General features: G+C 46.6%; 13 protein-coding genes and 1 pseudogene. 4 read left to right on the top strand and 10 right to left on the bottom strand.

The window, feature by feature from the left end; translation table 11 throughout:
• Positions 1 to 57: 57 nt before the first annotated feature.
• The 7 genes and pseudogenes from ACJJI7_RS18190 to ectA form a co-directional block, all read right to left on the bottom strand.
• A complete protein-coding gene (locus ACJJI7_RS18190; RefSeq protein WP_282953464.1) occupies positions 58 to 1,476 on the bottom strand; it encodes a sodium/proline symporter in 1,419 nt (472 codons plus the stop codon).
• 66 nt (positions 1,477 to 1,542) lie between these two features.
• On the bottom strand, positions 1,543 to 2,460 hold the full coding sequence (locus tag ACJJI7_RS18185) for a TPR end-of-group domain-containing protein (RefSeq protein ID WP_282953465.1): 918 nt from the start codon (positions 2,458 to 2,460) through the stop codon (positions 1,543 to 1,545).
• Complete coding sequence (locus tag ACJJI7_RS18180) at positions 2,445 to 3,875, bottom strand: aspartate kinase (RefSeq protein WP_282953466.1); 1,431 nt, start codon at positions 3,873 to 3,875, stop codon at positions 2,445 to 2,447. Before ACJJI7_RS18180 ends, ACJJI7_RS18185 begins: the two co-directional genes overlap by 16 nt.
• Before the next feature lie 62 nt (positions 3,876 to 3,937).
• Positions 3,938 to 4,855: an ectoine hydroxylase gene (gene thpD / locus ACJJI7_RS18175; RefSeq protein ID WP_282953467.1), complete on the bottom strand. Its 918-nt coding sequence runs from the start codon at positions 4,853 to 4,855 to the stop codon at positions 3,938 to 3,940.
• Positions 4,856 to 4,879: 24 nt separating this feature from the next.
• On the bottom strand, positions 4,880 to 5,284 hold the full coding sequence (locus ACJJI7_RS18170; protein ID WP_282953468.1) for an ectoine synthase: 405 nt from the start codon (positions 5,282 to 5,284) through the stop codon (positions 4,880 to 4,882).
• A 112-nt stretch (positions 5,285 to 5,396) separates the two neighbouring features.
• On the bottom strand, positions 5,397 to 6,692 hold the full coding sequence (gene ectB, locus ACJJI7_RS18165; RefSeq protein ID WP_282953584.1) for a diaminobutyrate--2-oxoglutarate transaminase: 1,296 nt from the start codon (positions 6,690 to 6,692) through the stop codon (positions 5,397 to 5,399).
• 90 nt (positions 6,693 to 6,782) lie between these two features.
• Positions 6,783 to 7,163, bottom strand: a pseudogene (gene ectA / locus ACJJI7_RS18160) (diaminobutyrate acetyltransferase); the annotation flags it as partial.
• 507 nt (positions 7,164 to 7,670) lie between these two features.
• Between ectA and ACJJI7_RS18155 the strand changes: the two are divergent.
• From ACJJI7_RS18155 to ACJJI7_RS18140, 4 genes are all read left to right on the top strand, one after another.
• Positions 7,671 to 8,216, top strand: coding sequence for a MarR family winged helix-turn-helix transcriptional regulator (locus ACJJI7_RS18155; RefSeq protein ID WP_444901558.1), 546 nt, complete (start codon positions 7,671 to 7,673; stop codon positions 8,214 to 8,216).
• Between the two features lie 242 nt (positions 8,217 to 8,458).
• Positions 8,459 to 9,523 (top strand): FAD-dependent oxidoreductase, encoded by a 1,065-nt coding sequence (locus tag ACJJI7_RS18150; protein ID WP_282953469.1) that lies wholly within the window; start codon positions 8,459 to 8,461, stop codon positions 9,521 to 9,523.
• Between the two features lie 325 nt (positions 9,524 to 9,848).
• Complete coding sequence (locus tag ACJJI7_RS18145) at positions 9,849 to 10,658, top strand: MipA/OmpV family protein (protein ID WP_444901559.1); 810 nt, start codon at positions 9,849 to 9,851, stop codon at positions 10,656 to 10,658.
• A 258-nt stretch (positions 10,659 to 10,916) separates the two neighbouring features.
• The gene (locus tag ACJJI7_RS18140; protein WP_282953471.1) at positions 10,917 to 11,351 is read left to right on the top strand and encodes a MarR family winged helix-turn-helix transcriptional regulator; all 435 of its coding nucleotides are present in this window, start codon (positions 10,917 to 10,919) and stop codon (positions 11,349 to 11,351) included.
• Between the two features lie 216 nt (positions 11,352 to 11,567).
• On the opposite strand, the gene ACJJI7_RS18135 is transcribed toward ACJJI7_RS18140, so the two are convergent.
• From ACJJI7_RS18135 to ACJJI7_RS18125, 3 genes are all read right to left on the bottom strand, one after another.
• The gene (locus tag ACJJI7_RS18135) at positions 11,568 to 13,805 is read right to left on the bottom strand and encodes a multicopper oxidase family protein (RefSeq protein ID WP_444901560.1); all 2,238 of its coding nucleotides are present in this window, start codon (positions 13,803 to 13,805) and stop codon (positions 11,568 to 11,570) included.
• Positions 13,806 to 14,212: 407 nt separating this feature from the next.
• A complete protein-coding gene (locus ACJJI7_RS18130) occupies positions 14,213 to 16,696 on the bottom strand; it encodes a radical SAM family protein (RefSeq protein WP_020412813.1) in 2,484 nt (827 codons plus the stop codon).
• A gap of 294 nt (positions 16,697 to 16,990) precedes the next feature.
• Positions 16,991 to 17,995: an AraC family transcriptional regulator gene (locus tag ACJJI7_RS18125; protein WP_444901561.1), complete on the bottom strand. Its 1,005-nt coding sequence runs from the start codon at positions 17,993 to 17,995 to the stop codon at positions 16,991 to 16,993.
• Positions 17,996 to 18,034: the final 39 nt, after the last annotated feature.

The following is an 18,034-nucleotide window of genomic DNA, read 5'->3' as shown; positions in this document are numbered from 1 at the left end:
TGGTGAAGGTCTGGCAGGTGGGGAGGCTCTACCTCCCCAGAATTACTTTGAGTGAATTTAACTGTTTGCCTCGCGTAAAGTGGAGGTTTGGCGGTTCAGGCTGGCCAGATATAGCACTGCTAACCCAGCTGCAATACCCGGCAATCCCTCATAGATCACGCCGTGATACCCCAGTAGCCGCCAGGTAATCGCTGCTGTAAAGCCGATAATTACTGCTGCGATAGAGGTTGCCTGGGATGGCTTGCCCCCAAAGCACAATACCAGGAGTAGGGGGCCAAATGCGCTGGCAAGTCCCGACCATGCGAAAATAACTAGGCTGAACACACTTTGGCTATTGGCGAGCGCCAGTAGCAATGCGCCGCCGGTTATGGCAACTGTGACAAGCTTGAGGAACCAGGTTTTTTCAATCTTGTGCGGAAGAATATCGTGGGTAATGGCTGCGGAGCAGCTGAGAAGCAGGGAGTCTGCGGTGGACATGGTTGCGGCAAAGATACCAGCAAGGATCAGCCCAACAAAAACAGGGGGCAACAAATCCATAGCCATGGTGGGAAGAGCAAGCTCTGCATCAAAGCTCCCTGTGTCAGCAATAAACACTCTGGATAGCAGGCCGACCCCGGTGGCCATACAATAGAAAAGGATAAACCACAGATAGTACCAGGCCCTTGCCCGGTTCATCTTGCTGGAATCCCTCAGGGTCATAAATCGAACCATAACGTGGGGCTGTCCAATCACAGACAATCCGGCAAACCCCCAACTGATCACAAAGAGTATCACCCCGCCCCAGCCCGCAAAGGCGAGCCCCTCGGGAAACCAATGGGTAAAACCTTCAATAGCCTGCATTTGTATCGCCGCACTGGTGATGCCGCCCAAATTGGCAAGGGCGACGGCTAGAAGTGCTGCCATAGCCCCCATCATAACGATGGATTGGGCCGCATCAGTCCAAATGGATGCGCGGATGCCGCCAGCTAAACAGTACAGGCAAACAAGCACAGCTCCAACTACAGCACCGGACCAGAGGGGCCAATCCAGCAGTACGTGCAGGGCTTTGCTGCCGGCAACCATTTGGGCAGAGGCATAAGTTAGTAAAAACAGCAGGGAAATGATGCCGATCAGGCGCTGCAGGGCTGAGTACTTCTGTCCGTGCCAGTTACTGAGAACACCTGCGTAGCTGACTTCACCACTTGAACTGGTAGCGGTTCTTAATCGTTTGTGTACATAGAGGGAAGCCAGAAAATCTCCGGCAATCCACCCCACCATCAACCAGATGGAGGCCAACCCGGTGGTGTAGGTATAGCCGATAACCCCGATAAACATATAACCGCTATTGTTCGTTGCCACGGCAGACAAGCCTACCAGCCAAGGGGAGACGCCACTGCTGGCAAGGTAATAGTCGGCTTTGGTTTGACGGCTGAACATCGCAGAGGAGAGGCCGACCAGAGTGAACAAAAGTAAAAAACCAAGAAATGAATAGATCATCGGCAATCCTATTATTTTTATCCCGTATTTTTTATGGGGTGGTCTTCAGAGGTTATCCGAATATTTCTAGCTTCCCTTGCCACCACTTTGCGGCGAGGGAGTATTGGCAATAACCTGGTCGAGTTCCTCAAATACTTCACTTTCCGCTAAAGGCTGTAAGGCGCTATCAACCAGGATCTCGTCGCGGTAGCTTTCCCGCCTTTTGATGGCTTCAGCCAGATAACGCAGCGCTTCATCAAATTGACCCATGGCAGTATGGGCGCATGCCAGTTGGTAGAAGGCATGGCTGTTATCCGGATCAATACCCAGGGCCTGGTGACAAAGATTGGCGGCCCACTGGGGTTCATTAAGCTCCAGCACCGCATCAGCTTTATAGGTAAGGGCTTCTACATCCTCGTGACGAAGGCGCAGAATCTCGTCGTAAATGGCAATTTTATTTGCCACTGAGGATTCCTGTTGGGCGCGCAGCCACAGGGACTGCACTTCCTGGGTTAGCTCGATTTCCTCGCGGTTTTCTTCAATATGCTGTGTTTTCTGTTGAAGCTGCTTCTCTATAACTTCCAAACGCTTTTCGTATTCCTGGACCAGCTTTGAGATTTCCTCATCGGCCAGGGAGTGCACCCGCTCTTTAATATCCTGAAATGACCGCCAACCAACTAAAACCAAAATTGAAGTGGCGGCGGCTATCAAGTAGAAAAAGTAGGTAACCGTATCGGTTGCGTAGGCTACGGCTCGATCGACAGAGTTGTGTTCACGATCGACAATTTGCTGAATCAATTCCTGCTTGGCATTAGCCTGATCGATTCGCAGCTGCTTAATTTCGTCTAGCACATAGCGCTCGACGAAGGGTGTGTACAAGGGCCTCTCAAGGGTGTCGACCTCGCTTTGCGCACTGTCTTTTTTCTTTTCTTCCGCTTCCTGGGAAATAGAGGTGGCGGAAGTTAATAAAAAGAGCAGGGCACAAAGGCTCAGGATGCGAGGCATATCGCCGTCCCGTGATTGTAAATCTCTACCAGTGCCTCGTGTAGAGTCCGAACGGCTGCATCATAGTCTGGCTCACTAACGATGAACTGCATATCCACATGACGCAGGGACTGGTGCATGGCGAGCACGCGGATGTTGCTTTTGGACATCGACTGCACCGCTTTGGCCAGCACGCCGGGGATTTGCATATCGCTACCGATGGCTGAAACTATGGCGACTTTGCGCTGGTTCAGTTCGGCTTCTGGAAAATGCTCTTCCAATGCAGCCTGAATCCGCTTAATTGTTTTCAGATTGGTGGAGAGGAAGTGGGTAAGGGTATTGGCATTAGTGTCTTTGGAAATAATATGGGCCTTGAAGCGTTTGATCACCAGTAGCACTTCGCGGTCATAGTCGTGGATGCTACCCGCCATATCCTGGTCAAATAATTCCAGGGCATAAACCCCTTTACAGCCGGCAATGATCTCAACCCGTGGAGAGTCACTGATATAGTCACCAGTAATCAGGGTGCCTGCGTGCTCGGGTTCGAAGGTGTTTTTTACCCTGAGAGGAATATTTTGCTGGCGCAACCCCTTGGCAGCTTTTGGGTGAATCGCTTCCATACCCAGGTTTGCCAGTTGGTCGGCCACATCATAGTTGGTGCGGCCAATGGGTACTGCATTTCCCTCTCCCACCAGGCGAGGGTCTGCACTGCTCAGGTGGAACTCTTTGTGAATCACCGCCTCCTTTGCCCCGGTGAGGACGGCGAGACGACTGAAAGTCATCTCGCTGTAGCCCCGATCAAATGAGATCAGCAGGCCCTTATCGCTATGGGCATAGCCGGTAACAATGGGTAGCTGCTTACTTAAGTCGATAGTGGCAAAGGCATCCCGGATACGCTCATCCAGGGGAATGTGCTTGTTGGTCCGCCAGCCAGTCAGGTCGACAAAGCAGGCATTTACACCATCCCGCTGCAACAGTTTCGAAGTGTTCCATGCGCTGTGGGCCTCACCGAGGCTGGCTAACATCTCCCTTACCGTGCCCAAGTGGGCGTCGAGGGAGAAGTGGCCGTGCTGACAGAGGCTTTGCAGGTCTCTCAGGCATTTTTTAGCGCTCTCCAGCCTTTCATCCAAAAACAGGTTGGCTTCCGCGAGAAGATCGCCATGCCCGAAAAGGCGCTCGTTGATTTGCCGCAGTGCTGCTCGAAGCTCATCAAACTTAACCAGCCAGCTATCGTCCTCAATACTGCTGGAGAAGAGGGCATAGATACCTGGTTGACCACTTTTCTTGTGCTCTAGAAGCAGGTCAGTAATACCGCCATAGGCAGAGACTACAAAAACACGATTGTAGATCCCCTTGGAGTCACCTTTGATAATATTATCCCGGACCGCTTCGTAGTCCGTCATAGAGGTGCCGCCAATCTTTTCTATCGTATGCATCGTCTCTTACTGGTCCTTCTTTCTCTTAAATACTGGGTGAGTGCTTTGAATTGAGATTCGCTTCAGATAATAGAAATTGATTTCCTCGCACAGATGTATTCCGGCCTGGGAGGTAAGTCGCAAAACGGAGCCTCCACCTTGTTGCTCAAGGCATTAAAAACAAAAAACAAATTAGATCTCGGGTCGGGGCTGATATTGTTGCTGGACCCATGCATTAAATTGCAGTCAAACACAACGACACTGCCGGGCTTGCCTGTAATAGCTGATATCCCACCACTGGATATCAGAGCCCTCAATTGGCTATCTGAGGGAATACCAAGTTCTTGCTTTTTAAGTGAGCTGAGGTAGTTCCTTTTTGGTGTTTCACCATCGCAAGCAATGTAATGGCGGTGGGACTTGGGAATCAGCATTAACGGACCGTTAAAATGATGGTTCTCTGTTAAGGTAATGGAGATGCTGAGTGCGCGCATACGGGGCATGCCGTCCTCGACATGCCATGTTTCAAAATCGGAGTGCCAATAAAAATCTTTCCCGCGAAAACCAGGTTTGTAGTTCGCGCGAGACTGATGGATATAAACATCATCACCCAAAATACATTTCGCAATACTTGATAGCCGCTGATCCCTGGAAAGCCGGTTAAAAATTCGGCTGCTTTTGTGGATACGAAAGACTGAGCGCACTTCGTTACTTTCAGGTTCGGTGATAATTTCTTCCGATTTTTCAGTGTGACTGCGTTGTTTAATCTCAGTCAACTCTTGCGTAAAAAGGTGAATCTCTGCCTGGGAAAATATATTCTCCAGTACAACAAAGCCCCGCTCTGCATAGCGCTTGAGTTGAGATGGTGTCAGTGGTGAGAGGGGCTGGCAGCCCCCATACACAATTGGATCTTTGCGCACCATGGCACCACCCAGAAGGCCCGGTTTTCGGGAGGGGTAGCAATCTTCCCTGGTAACACTTGAGCTATCTGGAAGGTACTTCATGGATACTGCCCTATGACTGACTAATTATTCATCAATCTTATCAGCCTCAAGTTCGTAGGCTCCCTCAGCATTGTGTACTTCCTTGCCATTCAAAGGCGGGTTAAATACACAGGCCATAGTCATTTCTTCAAAGGCTCTTAAAATGTGCCGGTCATGCTTATCTAGAATATAGATAGTTCCAGGTTCGATAGGGTGCTTCTTGCCATCCTCAAGAGTTTCTACCTCACCTCTGCCGGAAATGCAGTAAACCGCTTCCAAATGGTTTTGATAGTGCATTTGGAAATCAGCATCGGCATAAATAGTGGTGATATGGAAAGAAAAACCCATTTCATCATCTTTAAGCAGGAGTCGGGTGCTCTCCCAGTTGTTATCCGGTGAAACAACCCGGCGGCCGGATTTTTTAGCTTCCTGTAAATTTCTGACAATCATTGGTACTTCGCTGTTTCGTGTGTGTTCGAGTCTGGCTGGTCAGCAATATTCTTAATTTGCAGCCTGCGCAGTTGGATCTTTTTACGTGAACCTTTTCTGAGGCCCTTAAAGTCTAGCAGGCTTCAAAAAAGACTCTTTCCTCAGGCATATCCTGCTCTCCGGCGCAGACTTCCCGAATAGCGGATTCAATAATGTCGATCCCTTTTTTAAGGTTTTGATCGGTGATAATCAGTGGGCAAAGGAGCTTAACGATCTGGTCATCGGCTCCGCTGGTTTCAATAATTAGTCCCTGCTTAAATGCGAGTTTGGTGATCTTTCCTGCAAGTTCGCCGCTGATGCAGTCGATACCCTGAAACATACCCCGGCCTTTGGTGGTGAAGTTGCCCTCACCATATCGGCTGACAATCACATTCAAGCGCTCGGAAATGTACTTGCCCTTACGTTTGATTTCCCGTGAGAAGTTTTCGTCAGACCAGTAATGATCGATAGCGGCTTTCGCAGTTACAAAAGCCAGGTTGTTGCCACGGAAAGTGCCGTTGTGCTCACCGGGCTTCCACTGATCCAGTTCTGGTTTCATTAGCACCAGCGCAAATGGCAACCCATAGCCGCTGAGGGATTTGGATAGCGTAATGATATCGGGTTCGATACCGGCCTCTTCAAAGCTGAAAAAATTGCCCGTGCGGCCGCAGCCCGCCTGGATATCATCGACAATAAAAAGTAAGCCGTGTTTTTTGCAGACGGATTGAAGGTTTCTTAGCCACTCGATGCTGGCCACATTGATACCGCCTTCCCCTTGAACTGTCTCAACAATCACTGCTGCGGGAGAATTAATACCGCTGCTAGAATCTGAGAGGACCTTGTCGAGGTATTCGGTGGTATCGATATTTTTGCCTAGATAGTCGTCAAAGGGCATGCGATGCGTGCCATTGAGGCTGACACCAGCCGCATCCCTGTGATGCGAGTTGCCGGTGGCGGCCAGCGAGCCAAGGCTTACGCCATGGAAACCGTTGGTAAAGGTGACGATATTCTGCTGCCCGGTAACATTGCGGGCAATTTTCATTGCCGCCTCTACCGCATTCGTCCCTGTCGGGCCGGTAAACTGCACCACGTATTCCATATTCCGCGGCTTAAGAATTTTTTCATTCAGTGCCTGTAGAAATTCACCCTTGGCCTTGGTGTGCATATCGAGGCCGTGGGTGATGCCATCATCCTGAATGTAATCCTGTAGAACCTGTTTAAACAGAGGGTTGTTGTGTCCATAATTGAGAGTGCCAGCACCAGCCAGAAAGTCTAAGTACTGATTTCCCTCCTCATCCCACATCAGCTCGCCTTTTGCGCGATTGAAAACTCGCGGAAAGGAGCGGGCATAGCTTTGCACTTCTGATTCAATCTCATCAAAAATTTTCATTCTCTTCTCTTTGTGAAGTTTAGTTATTCGAGTAATGGGTCCGATGCGGACGAGGATTTCGGAATCATGCTGCCCATCAAAGTGAGCCATAGAGTCCATCCAGGGTGAGGAATGGAGATTGGTAGAGAGATTCTCTGCTGCACTCTGAAAAAGAGCCCAGGAGGGTAGGTTGTGCTCCGTGATTGTTGTCTCGATAAATTTAATCGACTCGCATTGGGGGCGATCGACAATATCTCTCAGCATACGGGAGGCGAGCCCCAACCCCCTCGCTACTTGGGATACCGCAATCTGCCAAACAAAAAGAGTGTCTGTTCGGTCGGGAATGATATATCCCGAAATAAAGCCCATCACTTCTCCATCTATCTCTGCGATCACCGAGGTATTGGCAAAGTGATCACACTGAAGAAGGTTGCAATAGCTGGAGTTGGTATCTAATGGTGGGCAGCTCTCAATCAGCCGATGAACATCCATTCCATCCTCAAGGGATGGCATTCTTAACAAAATACTTTCTGGAGTAGACAAAAAACCTTCCCTACCAGTAAATTATAATTTCACTTCTAAATATTTATTTGCTTGAAAATTACTCAACTTGTTTATATATCACTCTATATCGGTGTTTTTTCTTCAAAATCTAGATTAAATTGTTTTGAGTGCTAAACATCGTACACAAATTAAATTTAAAGTCTAGGGCTGCTTTAGCGAAGCTGGTCACAATATTTACCCTAAGAAAGTGCAGTTTCTTGGGATTTTTGGCCTATTGCTGTGCGAAATTGACTTCAATTTATCCCATCGATTAGCGATGAAAAGTTCCAAGTGAAATCAGTTTTGTATAAAAAATGAACACGAAAGGAGCGGTCTTATAGTTTTCTCCATGTTGAGAAGATGCCATTTCGCTGCAATATCAGAAGTTCTTAGTGAATATGGTGCGGACCTATATAATCTGCCGGATTACCCTAACTCTGAGATTGAGAGGTAGCTTTGAACAGTATTGAACAAGTGTTAGTGGCCTTGCGGCGCGTGATAAGAGCAACAGATTTACACTCTAAGCACTTGGCTAAAACCACAGGTCTGACCGCTCCACAAGTTTTACTGCTACAAGCCATTCGAAATAAGGGTGAGGTGACAATTGGCGAGCTTGCGAATGAAGTCAGCCTCAGTCAGGCCACAGTGACTAATATATTGGATCGCTTGGAGAAGAGGGGGTTTGTATACCGGCAGCGCTCTCAAGCAGATAAGCGCAAAGTGCATGCCTACCTTACAGAAGAGGCTGCCGAAACTTTGCGCGATGCCCCCATCCCACTCCAAGACCAGTTTGCTCGCCAGTTTGGTGACCTGAAGGATTGGGAGCAAAGCATGATCATCGCATCGCTGCAGCGAGTTGCTCAAATGATGGATGCGCAACATATCGATGCTTCACCAGTATTGGATATCGGCGTATTGGATCGGCAGGGAGCAGCTTTGGATAAGCAGGGGGTTGCACTGGGCTACAGTGAAGCTTCTAATGAATCCGAAGATAAAAAGTAAGGCTAACTGTGCGAAACTCTTGTTTCGCACAGTTAGCCTTACTTTGAATCAGGAAATTGCCGGTTGATCGTAGCAACTGGTCAAGATTTTATAGATAACCATGGATCTTATTATGGCTGTAACTCCCCATGGACATTCGTCTAAGCTTTCAACTAGAACCTCTTAGAGCGGGTCGAACTTGATACCTGTCGATCCTTTCCATTTACCTTTTCTCTAGACTTTTCCGGTTGAAAATCGTGAATATGGACGTATTAATTATAGGTGCGGGTCCCACCGGGTTAACAGCTGCGACAGCTTTGGCCTCCAAGGGAATCATTTGTCGTGTTGTAGAGCGTAAAAGTGAGCCCTCAGAGTTGTCTCGTGCCGTTGGCATAATGCCGGTAACGATTGATGCTTTGAAATCCCTGGGAGTTGCAGATGCGTTTCTGGCAGAAGCCATGCCATTGCGAAAGATGCATGTCCTGCGCGATGAGAAGACTCTGGTTTATCTGGATAATAGTGGAAACGAATATAGAGACCGGGTTCCGCTGGGGCTGCCTCAGAATCGAACGGAGGGTATTTTAAGGGATGCCTTGATGGATAAAGGTGTACAGGTGGAATATGATCTTTCTGTAACGAAAATCTCTACCAGTGCAGACAAAGCAGAAGTGCATTTTTCAGATAATACCAGCGGTGAGTTTGACTGGGTTATTGCGGCAGATGGTATCCAGTCTACCGTCCGGGAGCAGCTACAGATCGGATACCCTGGAATAGATCTACCAGGAAAGTGGTCTATTGCGGATGTAGATATTGTTGGAGATTTTGATTCCGAGGAGATTACTCTTGATCTCTATGGTAGAGATTGCCAATTTACATTAATCCTGCCAATTGAGAAGTATCGTGCCCGTATTGCCTCATCAACTGAGGACGCTCTGGGAAATATGCGATTACCGCTGAATATTGGCAGTGTCCGGCGCACCGGAACCTTTCAAATTTCTATCAGGCAGGCGGAAACCTATCGTAAAAACCGTGTTCTATTGGCTGGCGATGCTGCCCACTGCCATTCTCCAGTAGGCGGGAAAGGGATGAACCTGGGTATGGCAGATGCTATTGCTGCCGCAATGTCTATAGTCTATGGAAATGTTGATCAATATTCTTATACGCGTCGTAAGGTGGGCGCTTCTGTTGTTAAGAAAACAGAAATCGCAAGATACCTGATATCCTCTGAGAACCCGCTGGCAAAATCTTTATTTTGGTTCTCCGCCAAATGCATATCATCTATACCTCCTCTCCATCGCGCATTTATGAAGCAGTGGACTTCAGTTTAAGTAGCAGTTCTCTGATTGTGCGAAGGTTAAGTAAATATGCCAGCCAGCCTTAAGATTTGCTGAAAAAAATTTAAATTTTGCCTGTTTGGGTTGCCAACTTTTGTGAAGGCCGCTAAAGATCAACCTATACATAATTTAATATGCTAAGTGCATCTGGACCTGCCCATATCAATAATCAGCAAAAATAGGTATTGGACTCGTATTCAGGTAAACAATTCTTAACGATGAACTTGCCTTGGAAGTGACGCTGGTTGCGAAATGTTCACTTGCGATGGATACAATGCTCACAAGGATTTGCAACTAATAATAATTAAGGTATCAACTCATGACAATTACGCGAGATAAGTGCAGACATTTTTCAACTTCGCCGGCCTTTCGGACCTGCTTCGTACTTTGTAGCGCGATTCTGTCACAGTCCGTTTGGGCCAAAGAAGAAGTTGAACAGTCCCCAAGGCAGGCTGAAGCCGGCTATTCGCTGGGGATTGGTGCCTTTAGTTCAGAGTCTATCTACGTAGGGGGCGAGAACCAAAATCGCATATTTCCTTTGCTTTCCGCCCATTATAAACGTTTTTATTTCCAGGGCTTTGAGCTAGGAGCTAATTTGTATCGCAATCATGGAATTAATGTGAAATTCGGAGTTGGGGGCGACTTTGTAGGCGATAAAGACCGCGGTGATAGTGATGAACTCGCTGATATGGAGGAGTTGGATATCTCTATCCTTGCGCGTTTGTCTATGGAGTACCGCGGCTCAGTGGGACTTTGGAAGGTGGGATTGTCTCAGGATATTAGCGGTATCCACGACGGATACAGTCTATCTGCTGGCTACAGCCTGCCTTATAAGCATGGAAATTGGATTATCAAGCCTGAATTAAATGCCAGTTGGCAGAGTGAGAAGACCTTGGATTATTACTATGGCGTGAATATCGATGAAGCCACTTTAAATAGGGCTGCATATAAAGCGGATGCCGGCATTGTCTCTAAATTAGGCTTGCAAGTCGGCTATGGCTTTACTCCCAGATTGATGCTATTGGGGAGAGTTCAACATGCTTGGTATGGTGATGAGATTAGTAATAGCCCTATAGTGGCAGTGAACAGTGCGAGCCAGGTTTCACTTATGTTGAACTACTGGTTTTAGGCATACTCTTCCGGGGCATATTAGTGCTATCTAACTAACCACCTCTTTGAAGGAGGGGCAGATTCTGATTATACGGCCGCTAATACTTCCTGCAAATTTGCTGGTGTTTTACCCTGCAATATCTTCTCTAAATCAATCTAGTTGATATATGTCATCTATGCTGAAGCAATTGCTGCTTGTCAACGAACGGAGTTAAGGAATAATGGAGCCGGGTGCTTCGCACCTGCTGTACTCACCATTGAATATGGAGTTGTGCCAATGGCAAAAAACAGAACGGTTCATGAAGCTGCATTTCGTTTGAGCTATGACTTAAGCTTGCAGATAGCCCCGGAACTTGGCCGCCTGAGCATGAAGCTTGCTCCCCAACAACTGAGGGCCATGCGGCAAATTTGGACTAAGGAAGAGTCCACCCTGGCTGAACTGAGTGCTACGCTGAAACGCGACAAAGGACAGGTCACCCGACTTGTAGATGAACTTTGTAGTCTGGATATGGTAAAGAGAGTACCCAACCCTAATGATGGTCGCAGTAAGTTGCTAAAACTTACCAAGAAAGGTTACAAATTCTTCGAAACCATAGAAGAAATAGAAGCTGAATTCTCACAGCAATTAACTAAAGGTATTAGCAAGGAAGACTTGAAAGTATTCTTCTCAGTAGCTGATCAACTTTCAGAAAATTTATGCAATGTGGGTTAAGCATGTTATTTGTTCTTACAGAAGACTTGCTTGATTGTGGGGTTGAGTGTCGCTCCAAATAGCGGGATTTCTAAAAAAGAGCGTCACAATTGCGACGCTCACTATGTAAAAAGTGTTTGTATATTGCTTAATAACATATACTTAAGAAATCATGCTTGTCAGTCTCATTTATCAGTCAGTCGGAACGCCACGTGACCGCCATCCATTGATCTATTCTTACATCTTTCTCTTGGTGAGTTCACAGGTGAGGTGGCTGCCTGCATCGCTGGTTTTCAAGCTTTGCTTGAAACTCTTGGTGTAGAAAGGCCGGGTCGGCTCGTCATTTTTACCTAAGAGAGTTTCAAGAAAGCTGAAGTTTGAATCCTGCTCTCTCGAGCTCAGCGGATAAGGAATAGGTCTTTTTTTATCTTCTAAAGTTCTGCCATACATTTTCATAGGGCGCATCATGTCGTAGTCCTCATGGGACAGCAAATGACAATGCCACACATACTCTCCGTCAGTACAATCGATTCCCGTACAGTCAAAATTTGCTTTGATCCGAGTAACATAGCCAGGAAGAGTGATGACAGTGTCTTTACGGCCGGACTCATTGGGTTGGGGCAGCACCTCGTCCCCCGTAAGCTTGAATGTTAATGGGTTGATAATCGCGCCAGTAATCAATTGTCCGAAAGGATCGGAGGGGTCCACTTGCGGCCTATCAATCAGCTCGTAAAGAGCTTGCTGCCGGTTCAGTATATCGAACTCTACGAGATGTACATGAATCGGATGTGCTGCGCGAGTAGTATTGTGGAACTCCCAGATTTCTGTTGCACCTACCTGGACGATCTCTGTTAGCGGATCCTGAAAAGAGAGGCTGCCAAATTCAAAAGTACCTAGCATAAGCAAGCTGCGGCCGTGATCTAATGTGTCCCCCTCGTTGTCCGAAACTCGAAATAGAGATAGTCTCCGGCGCCGGTCGACTACTTGAGGCAGGATTGGCGGATTGCCTAGTTGAGTATCAGCGGATAGATTTAAATTCCCTATGCAGTTAGGCTTACAGTCTTCTTCAAAATAACGGTCTCTCTGATCAAGATCATTCCCTACATCGAAGCGCAAGATATCCCTGGCAACCTCTGTAGGCGGAGCTATTTCATCGTCTTTCCTAAGCAAGAACCAGCTTTCATCTTTCTTAAAGACCAGCAGTTCGGTCTGGCCGTTTGGAGCTGGCAATTCGGGATTAAAATACCCCTTAAACATGCTATCAGCCCCCTCATTGCGCAAGAAAACACGACTGCCTTTATAAGGCGAAAAATCCACCAAAATATCATACCGCTCAGCTGGAGACATCACCAGTTGATCGACCTTGGTAGGATGCTCTAATAACCCTCCATCAGACCCAATTACATAAAATTCCACCGCATCATTGGATTCAGTTTCAAACTTAAACACATAGGTTCGCGTATCTGATGCGTTAAGCAAGCGAAGTCGGTATACCGTAGGGCTTACCTGGTGCTTCGGCCATACCTTCCCATTTACCAAGATAATATTGCCAAAGAATTCATCGAGAATCGTTGGGTTGGGCCATTCCGGCCGTATGTCAACATTGGGAAACGGTGATAAGGGTTCACCATGTACCCCTGGGTAGTAGAGTTGTCCGTCAGTGCTAAACAGTTTGTCCTGCACCATAATTGGGATAGTATGTTTATCATCTGGAAGCCTTCCTTCGGCAATCAACTCCTGTTCATGGTCATCTGTAATTAGATAGAAGCCAGCAGTACCCGCATAATTATTGAGTCGGGTGAGCCCAACTGTGTGATCGTGATACCATAATGTTGTGGCATCCTGAGTATTCGAATAATTGTAGCGGAAGTTATCAAGATCAAATGTTTTCCCTGTAAATGCAAAATTCTTTGTGTACCAAGCTTCAGGATGACCATCACTGCGAGGTTCTGTATGCCCACCATGTAGATGAATTACAATGGGGCGCGCATCAGGATCTTTCCGGACTACATATGGAACATGTATGGAAGTGTCAACAGGGAATAAGTGGGGTCCTTGCAATTTATTATCGAAGGCAACAGAAATAGGGTAACCTTCTTTCGCTAGAAATGTTGGGCCAGGGGAATGTACCTCACTTTCTCCCTCCAATCTGAAACCGTAGACTGTTGCCTTGGGGAACACCTGATTGGAGCCATCACAATATTTTAGCCCCAAATCAGCCTGAGTCTTTTCAACGGTAAGGTTGACTCTATTGAAAGGCGGTATAGCGTCACGAACATCAATAGTGGCTGGGATTGGTAGATCATTCTCAAATTTGCAAACTTTTTCGGCTTTTACCAGCTTAGTCTGGAAATAAGTGACTTCGTTACTCGTATCGCCGTCACTCTCATCCACATTCGCAGCCCCGAGACTACTGACTAAGAGTGAGCAGGCCCCAGCAGCTACCATCAGTAAACGTATATTTCCTCGTCTCATGAATTGCCTCTCAATATCCATATTCTATGTACAATGTTGGCGCCGGTGTTTAATGCGTTGTTCCCTTAATTACCTATAAGGCCCTTTGTTTTTCATGTGCAGGTAAGACCTGACGAATTAACTTCGTCTATTTTCGACTCTGACGTATCCATGGTTCAAATTGGTGATCTTTATGGTTCTCAGGTTTATGAATAACACTAGCAGTAGAAATTCTAAATCTGAAATTTTCTTTAAAAGAAAAGAAAAAAATTAAGTAATTTCACCTAATTTGTCACCCTATAATATGCCATTAAAAAATTCGCATCATTAATCCAGATGCATGTCAGTATTGCTAATTTCTAGCGGTTGAAAAAGGCCGCCTCTTTACAGCTATTTAGGCGGCCTTTGTCAGGTCAGTTTTTCTGCAGTTAGACCGCTAGTGCTGCAAAAGATACTGTTCGGTCCATACCTGCCAAGTACTTTTGGGGGCTTAATTCACCGCCGCTGACAAATAGCTCCAGTTTTTTGATCAACTCTGTTTCACTCAGTTTTTCGGTGCCTTTTACACCATCTGCAAGCACAATACGGCTACCAGAGGGCGGCATCAGGCGATCTAGAGCAAGATTATACTTTTTGAGTGCACCTAGAACACCATCCTGAGTGAAATAGCTGCCCTTACCAGAAAACTGGATGCCAGCTCGTAACGTTTCTAATTTTCCTGATGAGCTTTCAGGATTAGAAAGAATTGATTCTGCAACTTTGCCAATGCCTGGAGCGCCAATTACTCTAAGTCTCCCGCCATTTTTTAGCATCTTACGTACCCACAAGAGTACCTCGTCACGGCTGAAGGCTTCAAAAATAAGCCCATCCAGCCAGACCGCATCATACAAATCTAACTTACTTGGGGCAGCTACGAGAAGTTGCTGCTCGAGACGAGTGAATTTGTAATTACTAAATTGAAATGCTTTTAACACATCCTCAGCGATAACACACTGGCCTCGTCGCGGGCTTAGGATATGTACCGATTCATTGACTTCTGCGAGAAAGGGGGCCCAGACTGCAGGGACTCTTGCAAGCATCAACACTTTACCAATGTTATGGAATCCATGTTGAAAGACTGAGTACCTGTAATAATCAATCCCCTTTGTGTATGGTGAAATTGGCCTTTGATCGGGCAATGAACTTTTGATGCTCCAATCAGGTAGTGGAGACTTTACAGAGTCAAGTTTGCCACATAGCTCTACACCAGATACTTTGGCTACAATCTCATAATACTTTTTTTGGCTTTTCAGCATTATTGAACGTTTTTCTTTGTCGTTCTTTAAATGCCTTTTATCAGTTGACTTGCATAATGTGCAAAAAGGTACCTCCTCAGGTGTACCCATTGTTTCTCGCAGATGCTGCATATAAGGGTGATTCCACATGTTTTTTTCGCTATGGAAGTCCTTGGCGTTGGTCCATTTAAATTTTGGTAATTTCCGGAAAAAGTTACAGCAGACTTGAGTACGTTCAAAGATATCTATCTTGAGAGCTCTCCATGGGGCCCAGCAGATAGGAATTAGGTTCTGGTTCTCAAAAACAGACCACTCGTAGCTGTAGGACACACCATCACCAGTCTCCGCCATAGCCTCCAGGTCACTGTTACTTACCACTACCTTTGCTAGGTTTAAGCCTGTCGCCTGAGGCATGGAGACCATGACTGGCCTGATTTTGGGTTTACTCGCTCTCAATGCGGCATTGGCAGTATTAACTTTCTTGTCAATCGGTTTCTTGGATAACCTGTTGGTTATTACTAGCGACTTTGGGGTATTGCTCAGCATGCCTGGTACTTTATGACTGCTGGGTGTGATGTGATACTCTCTATCAGTAGCTACGATTGAGGGGTTATTCTGCTGTGGACATACTCTATCGCCTTCTGCCGCACCAAGCAGTTTCTTCAAACTAGGAAGAGCTTTTGAAAGTGCAATGCCGTGGATAGCGCACTCTTGTTCAAGCTGCCGGAAAACATAATCTGCCCTATGAGGAATCTTGAAAATACTGGCTTCCTCAGTCAGCAATTGGTTGCGGCCATACTGGGGTGGCGGAACCATTGGATTAACGTTCAAATCCTTGAAGCCAAACCTGCGTAGCAAAGCTGGTAATTCCGGAAGTTCATCAAGGTTGCCGCTATGAACAACATATCCAGCCCTTAGCCATGGGCGCTCTCTGCCGTGTCGTTGCTTTAAGTCATTAAGTCGATCCATATTGTCTACGAACCGCTCCCACTTTAATGGGGCCATGGTCCATTCATAAGTTTCCTTGCGCGCGGCATTTACCGATACATAGAGGTATGAAAAATACTGCGCGACAATATCTGCCACCTCTGGACGCATAATTGAACCATTAGTGACAGACCCTAGAGACAAATATGGTGCAGTTTCCCTAAGCTGTTCCAGTATCTCCAGAATTTTTGGGTGGGCAAAAGGTTCACCAAGTCCTCCGCCATTGGGCCTGAAAGCACGACAAAATTTAAGCCAGTTGGCTTTTTGAAATTGATCAAATGACAGTTTCTGATTTGATACCCGTTCAGGCAGGTATGCACAAAAGTTGCACCGGGCGTTACAGATGTCAGTAATACTCGCACTGATACTGATTGGAAATGATGAAACTTTTCCAATACCCAGTGCAGTTTCCCAGGCCGCAAGTATCTGGTTGGCTTCAATCAATTCAAAACTTGCTTTGGCATCCTCGGCCACAGCGTCCTCAATAAAGCTCTTCCAATCTTCGTAATTTCCCCTCAAGGGTGGAAAATTGCCATAAGTTCTGGTCCGAATATCTTTATTGATGGCATGAAATCGTTTAATAAAAGGATCAGTTGAGTTGTAATCACCTAAGTTGCTAAATTGCGCCCTAGAAAAAATTCCGCCTTTCATTGATATCGAACTCCTTACAAAAAAAATCTAGTGTTCGAATTTTGATCATAGCCTCTGTGTAGTGGCCGGGTCTTTGTCGGATAAAGTGCCGCTTGTGTTTATTAACTATTCTTGGGAGGTTAGATTTAGCGCTTTCAATGGAGATGTTTGTAGCGCCTGCTCTGGTTAAACGGAATGATCGGGATATAGCCGCCCAAATATGGAGCGCGCCCTTACTTTTGAGGGAGTATGAGGAAGAAATTGGCTACAAGAAGGCCAGTATTAGTGAACAGATCGGCTTCTACTATTGAAGAATCAAATTGTCTTGTGTTTAAGACTCTGTCTATAAGAGCCAGGAGAAATGCTCTCCCAGCGCCGGAATGCTTTACCGAAGGCACTTTCATCGGAGTATCCTAGGGTCGAGGCAATTTCGACAATTGTTTTTTCCCCTTCTTTAAGCCATTGTTTCGCATAGTGACTACGCACTTCATCCTGAAGAGCACGAAAGCTGATCTGTTCTTCCTGCAGCTTACGACCCAAATGTCTAGGGCTTAGGCAAAGATGCTTGGCGACTTTCTCACGTGTTAAACCTGGGGCCTGCTGAAGTAAAAGTGTTACCTTTCGGTGTAGGGTCTTTGCGGCAAACGTCTGTAAGAGAACATCTGCTTTGGGTTTTAAGCAGGCCACGACTTCTTCATCCGCCGCGATTAACGGTAGAGCTAAGTCTTTAGCTGTGAATTGAATCGCTGATACCTTGGCATTGAACTCAAGTGGTAGTTGTAAAAGTTCCTGATAACATTGCTGTAGGGCAAGGCTAGGCGCAGGGTACGAGAGAAGTAGTTTGAGGGGTTGAAACTTTCCGCCAGTCAAGATTCGTGTTTGAGCAATACAAGCAGTGAGCACTGTTTCTACACGGATTTTTGCAAAGCTTAAAAAGCTGGGGTGGTAACACAGGTTTACAGCAAATGCATCGCGACGCATTTCAAAGTGACCACCTTCGCCCAGCAACGGGTGGTAGGTAATCAATTGCTCTATCGCCTCTCCCAAATTTTTTTGGGTCATCAGGAGGTAACCCACTATGCCGATTTGGCTCGCTTGCATGGCAAGCCCAAGCCTTACCCCCAATAAAGGGTCGTGATAACTCTCGATTACCGACTCCCACAACAGGTCCTGCAGGTAAATTGGAATACGTTCTTCCTGGTTTATTTGGGACAGTAAGTTGCTCGCTCCCTCTGGTATGGCGAGACCCAAGCTGGTCAGAGCCTCGAATAAGGCCCTGGTATAGTTAAGGTTTACACTTCTGGTGTCGGTCAAATCCATCAAAAATGTCCCAAATTAACCAGTACATGCCCGATAATG

The organism is Microbulbifer variabilis, assembly GCF_056232115.1.
This window is presented reverse-complemented; position numbering and strand designations above follow the sequence as displayed.

Bases quoted from the DNA above. Each gene is read 5' to 3' on its own strand.
- ACJJI7_RS18150 (WP_282953469.1), top strand. From the start codon at position 8,459: ATGGACGTATTAATTATAGGTGCGGGTCCCACCGGGTTAACAGCTGCG.
- ACJJI7_RS18180 (WP_282953466.1), bottom strand. From the start codon at position 3,875: ATGCATACGATAGAAAAGATTGGCGGCACCTCTATGACGGACTACGAA.
- ACJJI7_RS18190 (WP_282953464.1), bottom strand. From the start codon at position 1,476: ATGATCTATTCATTTCTTGGTTTTTTACTTTTGTTCACTCTGGTCGGC.
- ACJJI7_RS18145 (WP_444901559.1), top strand. From the start codon at position 9,849: ATGACAATTACGCGAGATAAGTGCAGACATTTTTCAACTTCGCCGGCC.
- ACJJI7_RS18130 (WP_020412813.1), bottom strand. From the start codon at position 16,696: ATGAAAGGCGGAATTTTTTCTAGGGCGCAATTTAGCAACTTAGGTGAT.
- ectB (WP_282953584.1), bottom strand. From the start codon at position 6,692: ATGAAAATTTTTGATGAGATTGAATCAGAAGTGCAAAGCTATGCCCGC.
- thpD (WP_282953467.1), bottom strand. From the start codon at position 4,855: ATGAAGTACCTTCCAGATAGCTCAAGTGTTACCAGGGAAGATTGCTAC.
- ACJJI7_RS18170 (WP_282953468.1), bottom strand. From the start codon at position 5,284: ATGATTGTCAGAAATTTACAGGAAGCTAAAAAATCCGGCCGCCGGGTT.
- ACJJI7_RS18135 (WP_444901560.1), bottom strand. From the start codon at position 13,805: ATGAGACGAGGAAATATACGTTTACTGATGGTAGCTGCTGGGGCCTGC.
- ACJJI7_RS18185 (WP_282953465.1), bottom strand. From the start codon at position 2,460: ATGCCTCGCATCCTGAGCCTTTGTGCCCTGCTCTTTTTATTAACTTCC.
- ACJJI7_RS18125 (WP_444901561.1), bottom strand. From the start codon at position 17,995: ATGGATTTGACCGACACCAGAAGTGTAAACCTTAACTATACCAGGGCC.
- ACJJI7_RS18140 (WP_282953471.1), top strand. From the start codon at position 10,917: ATGGCAAAAAACAGAACGGTTCATGAAGCTGCATTTCGTTTGAGCTAT.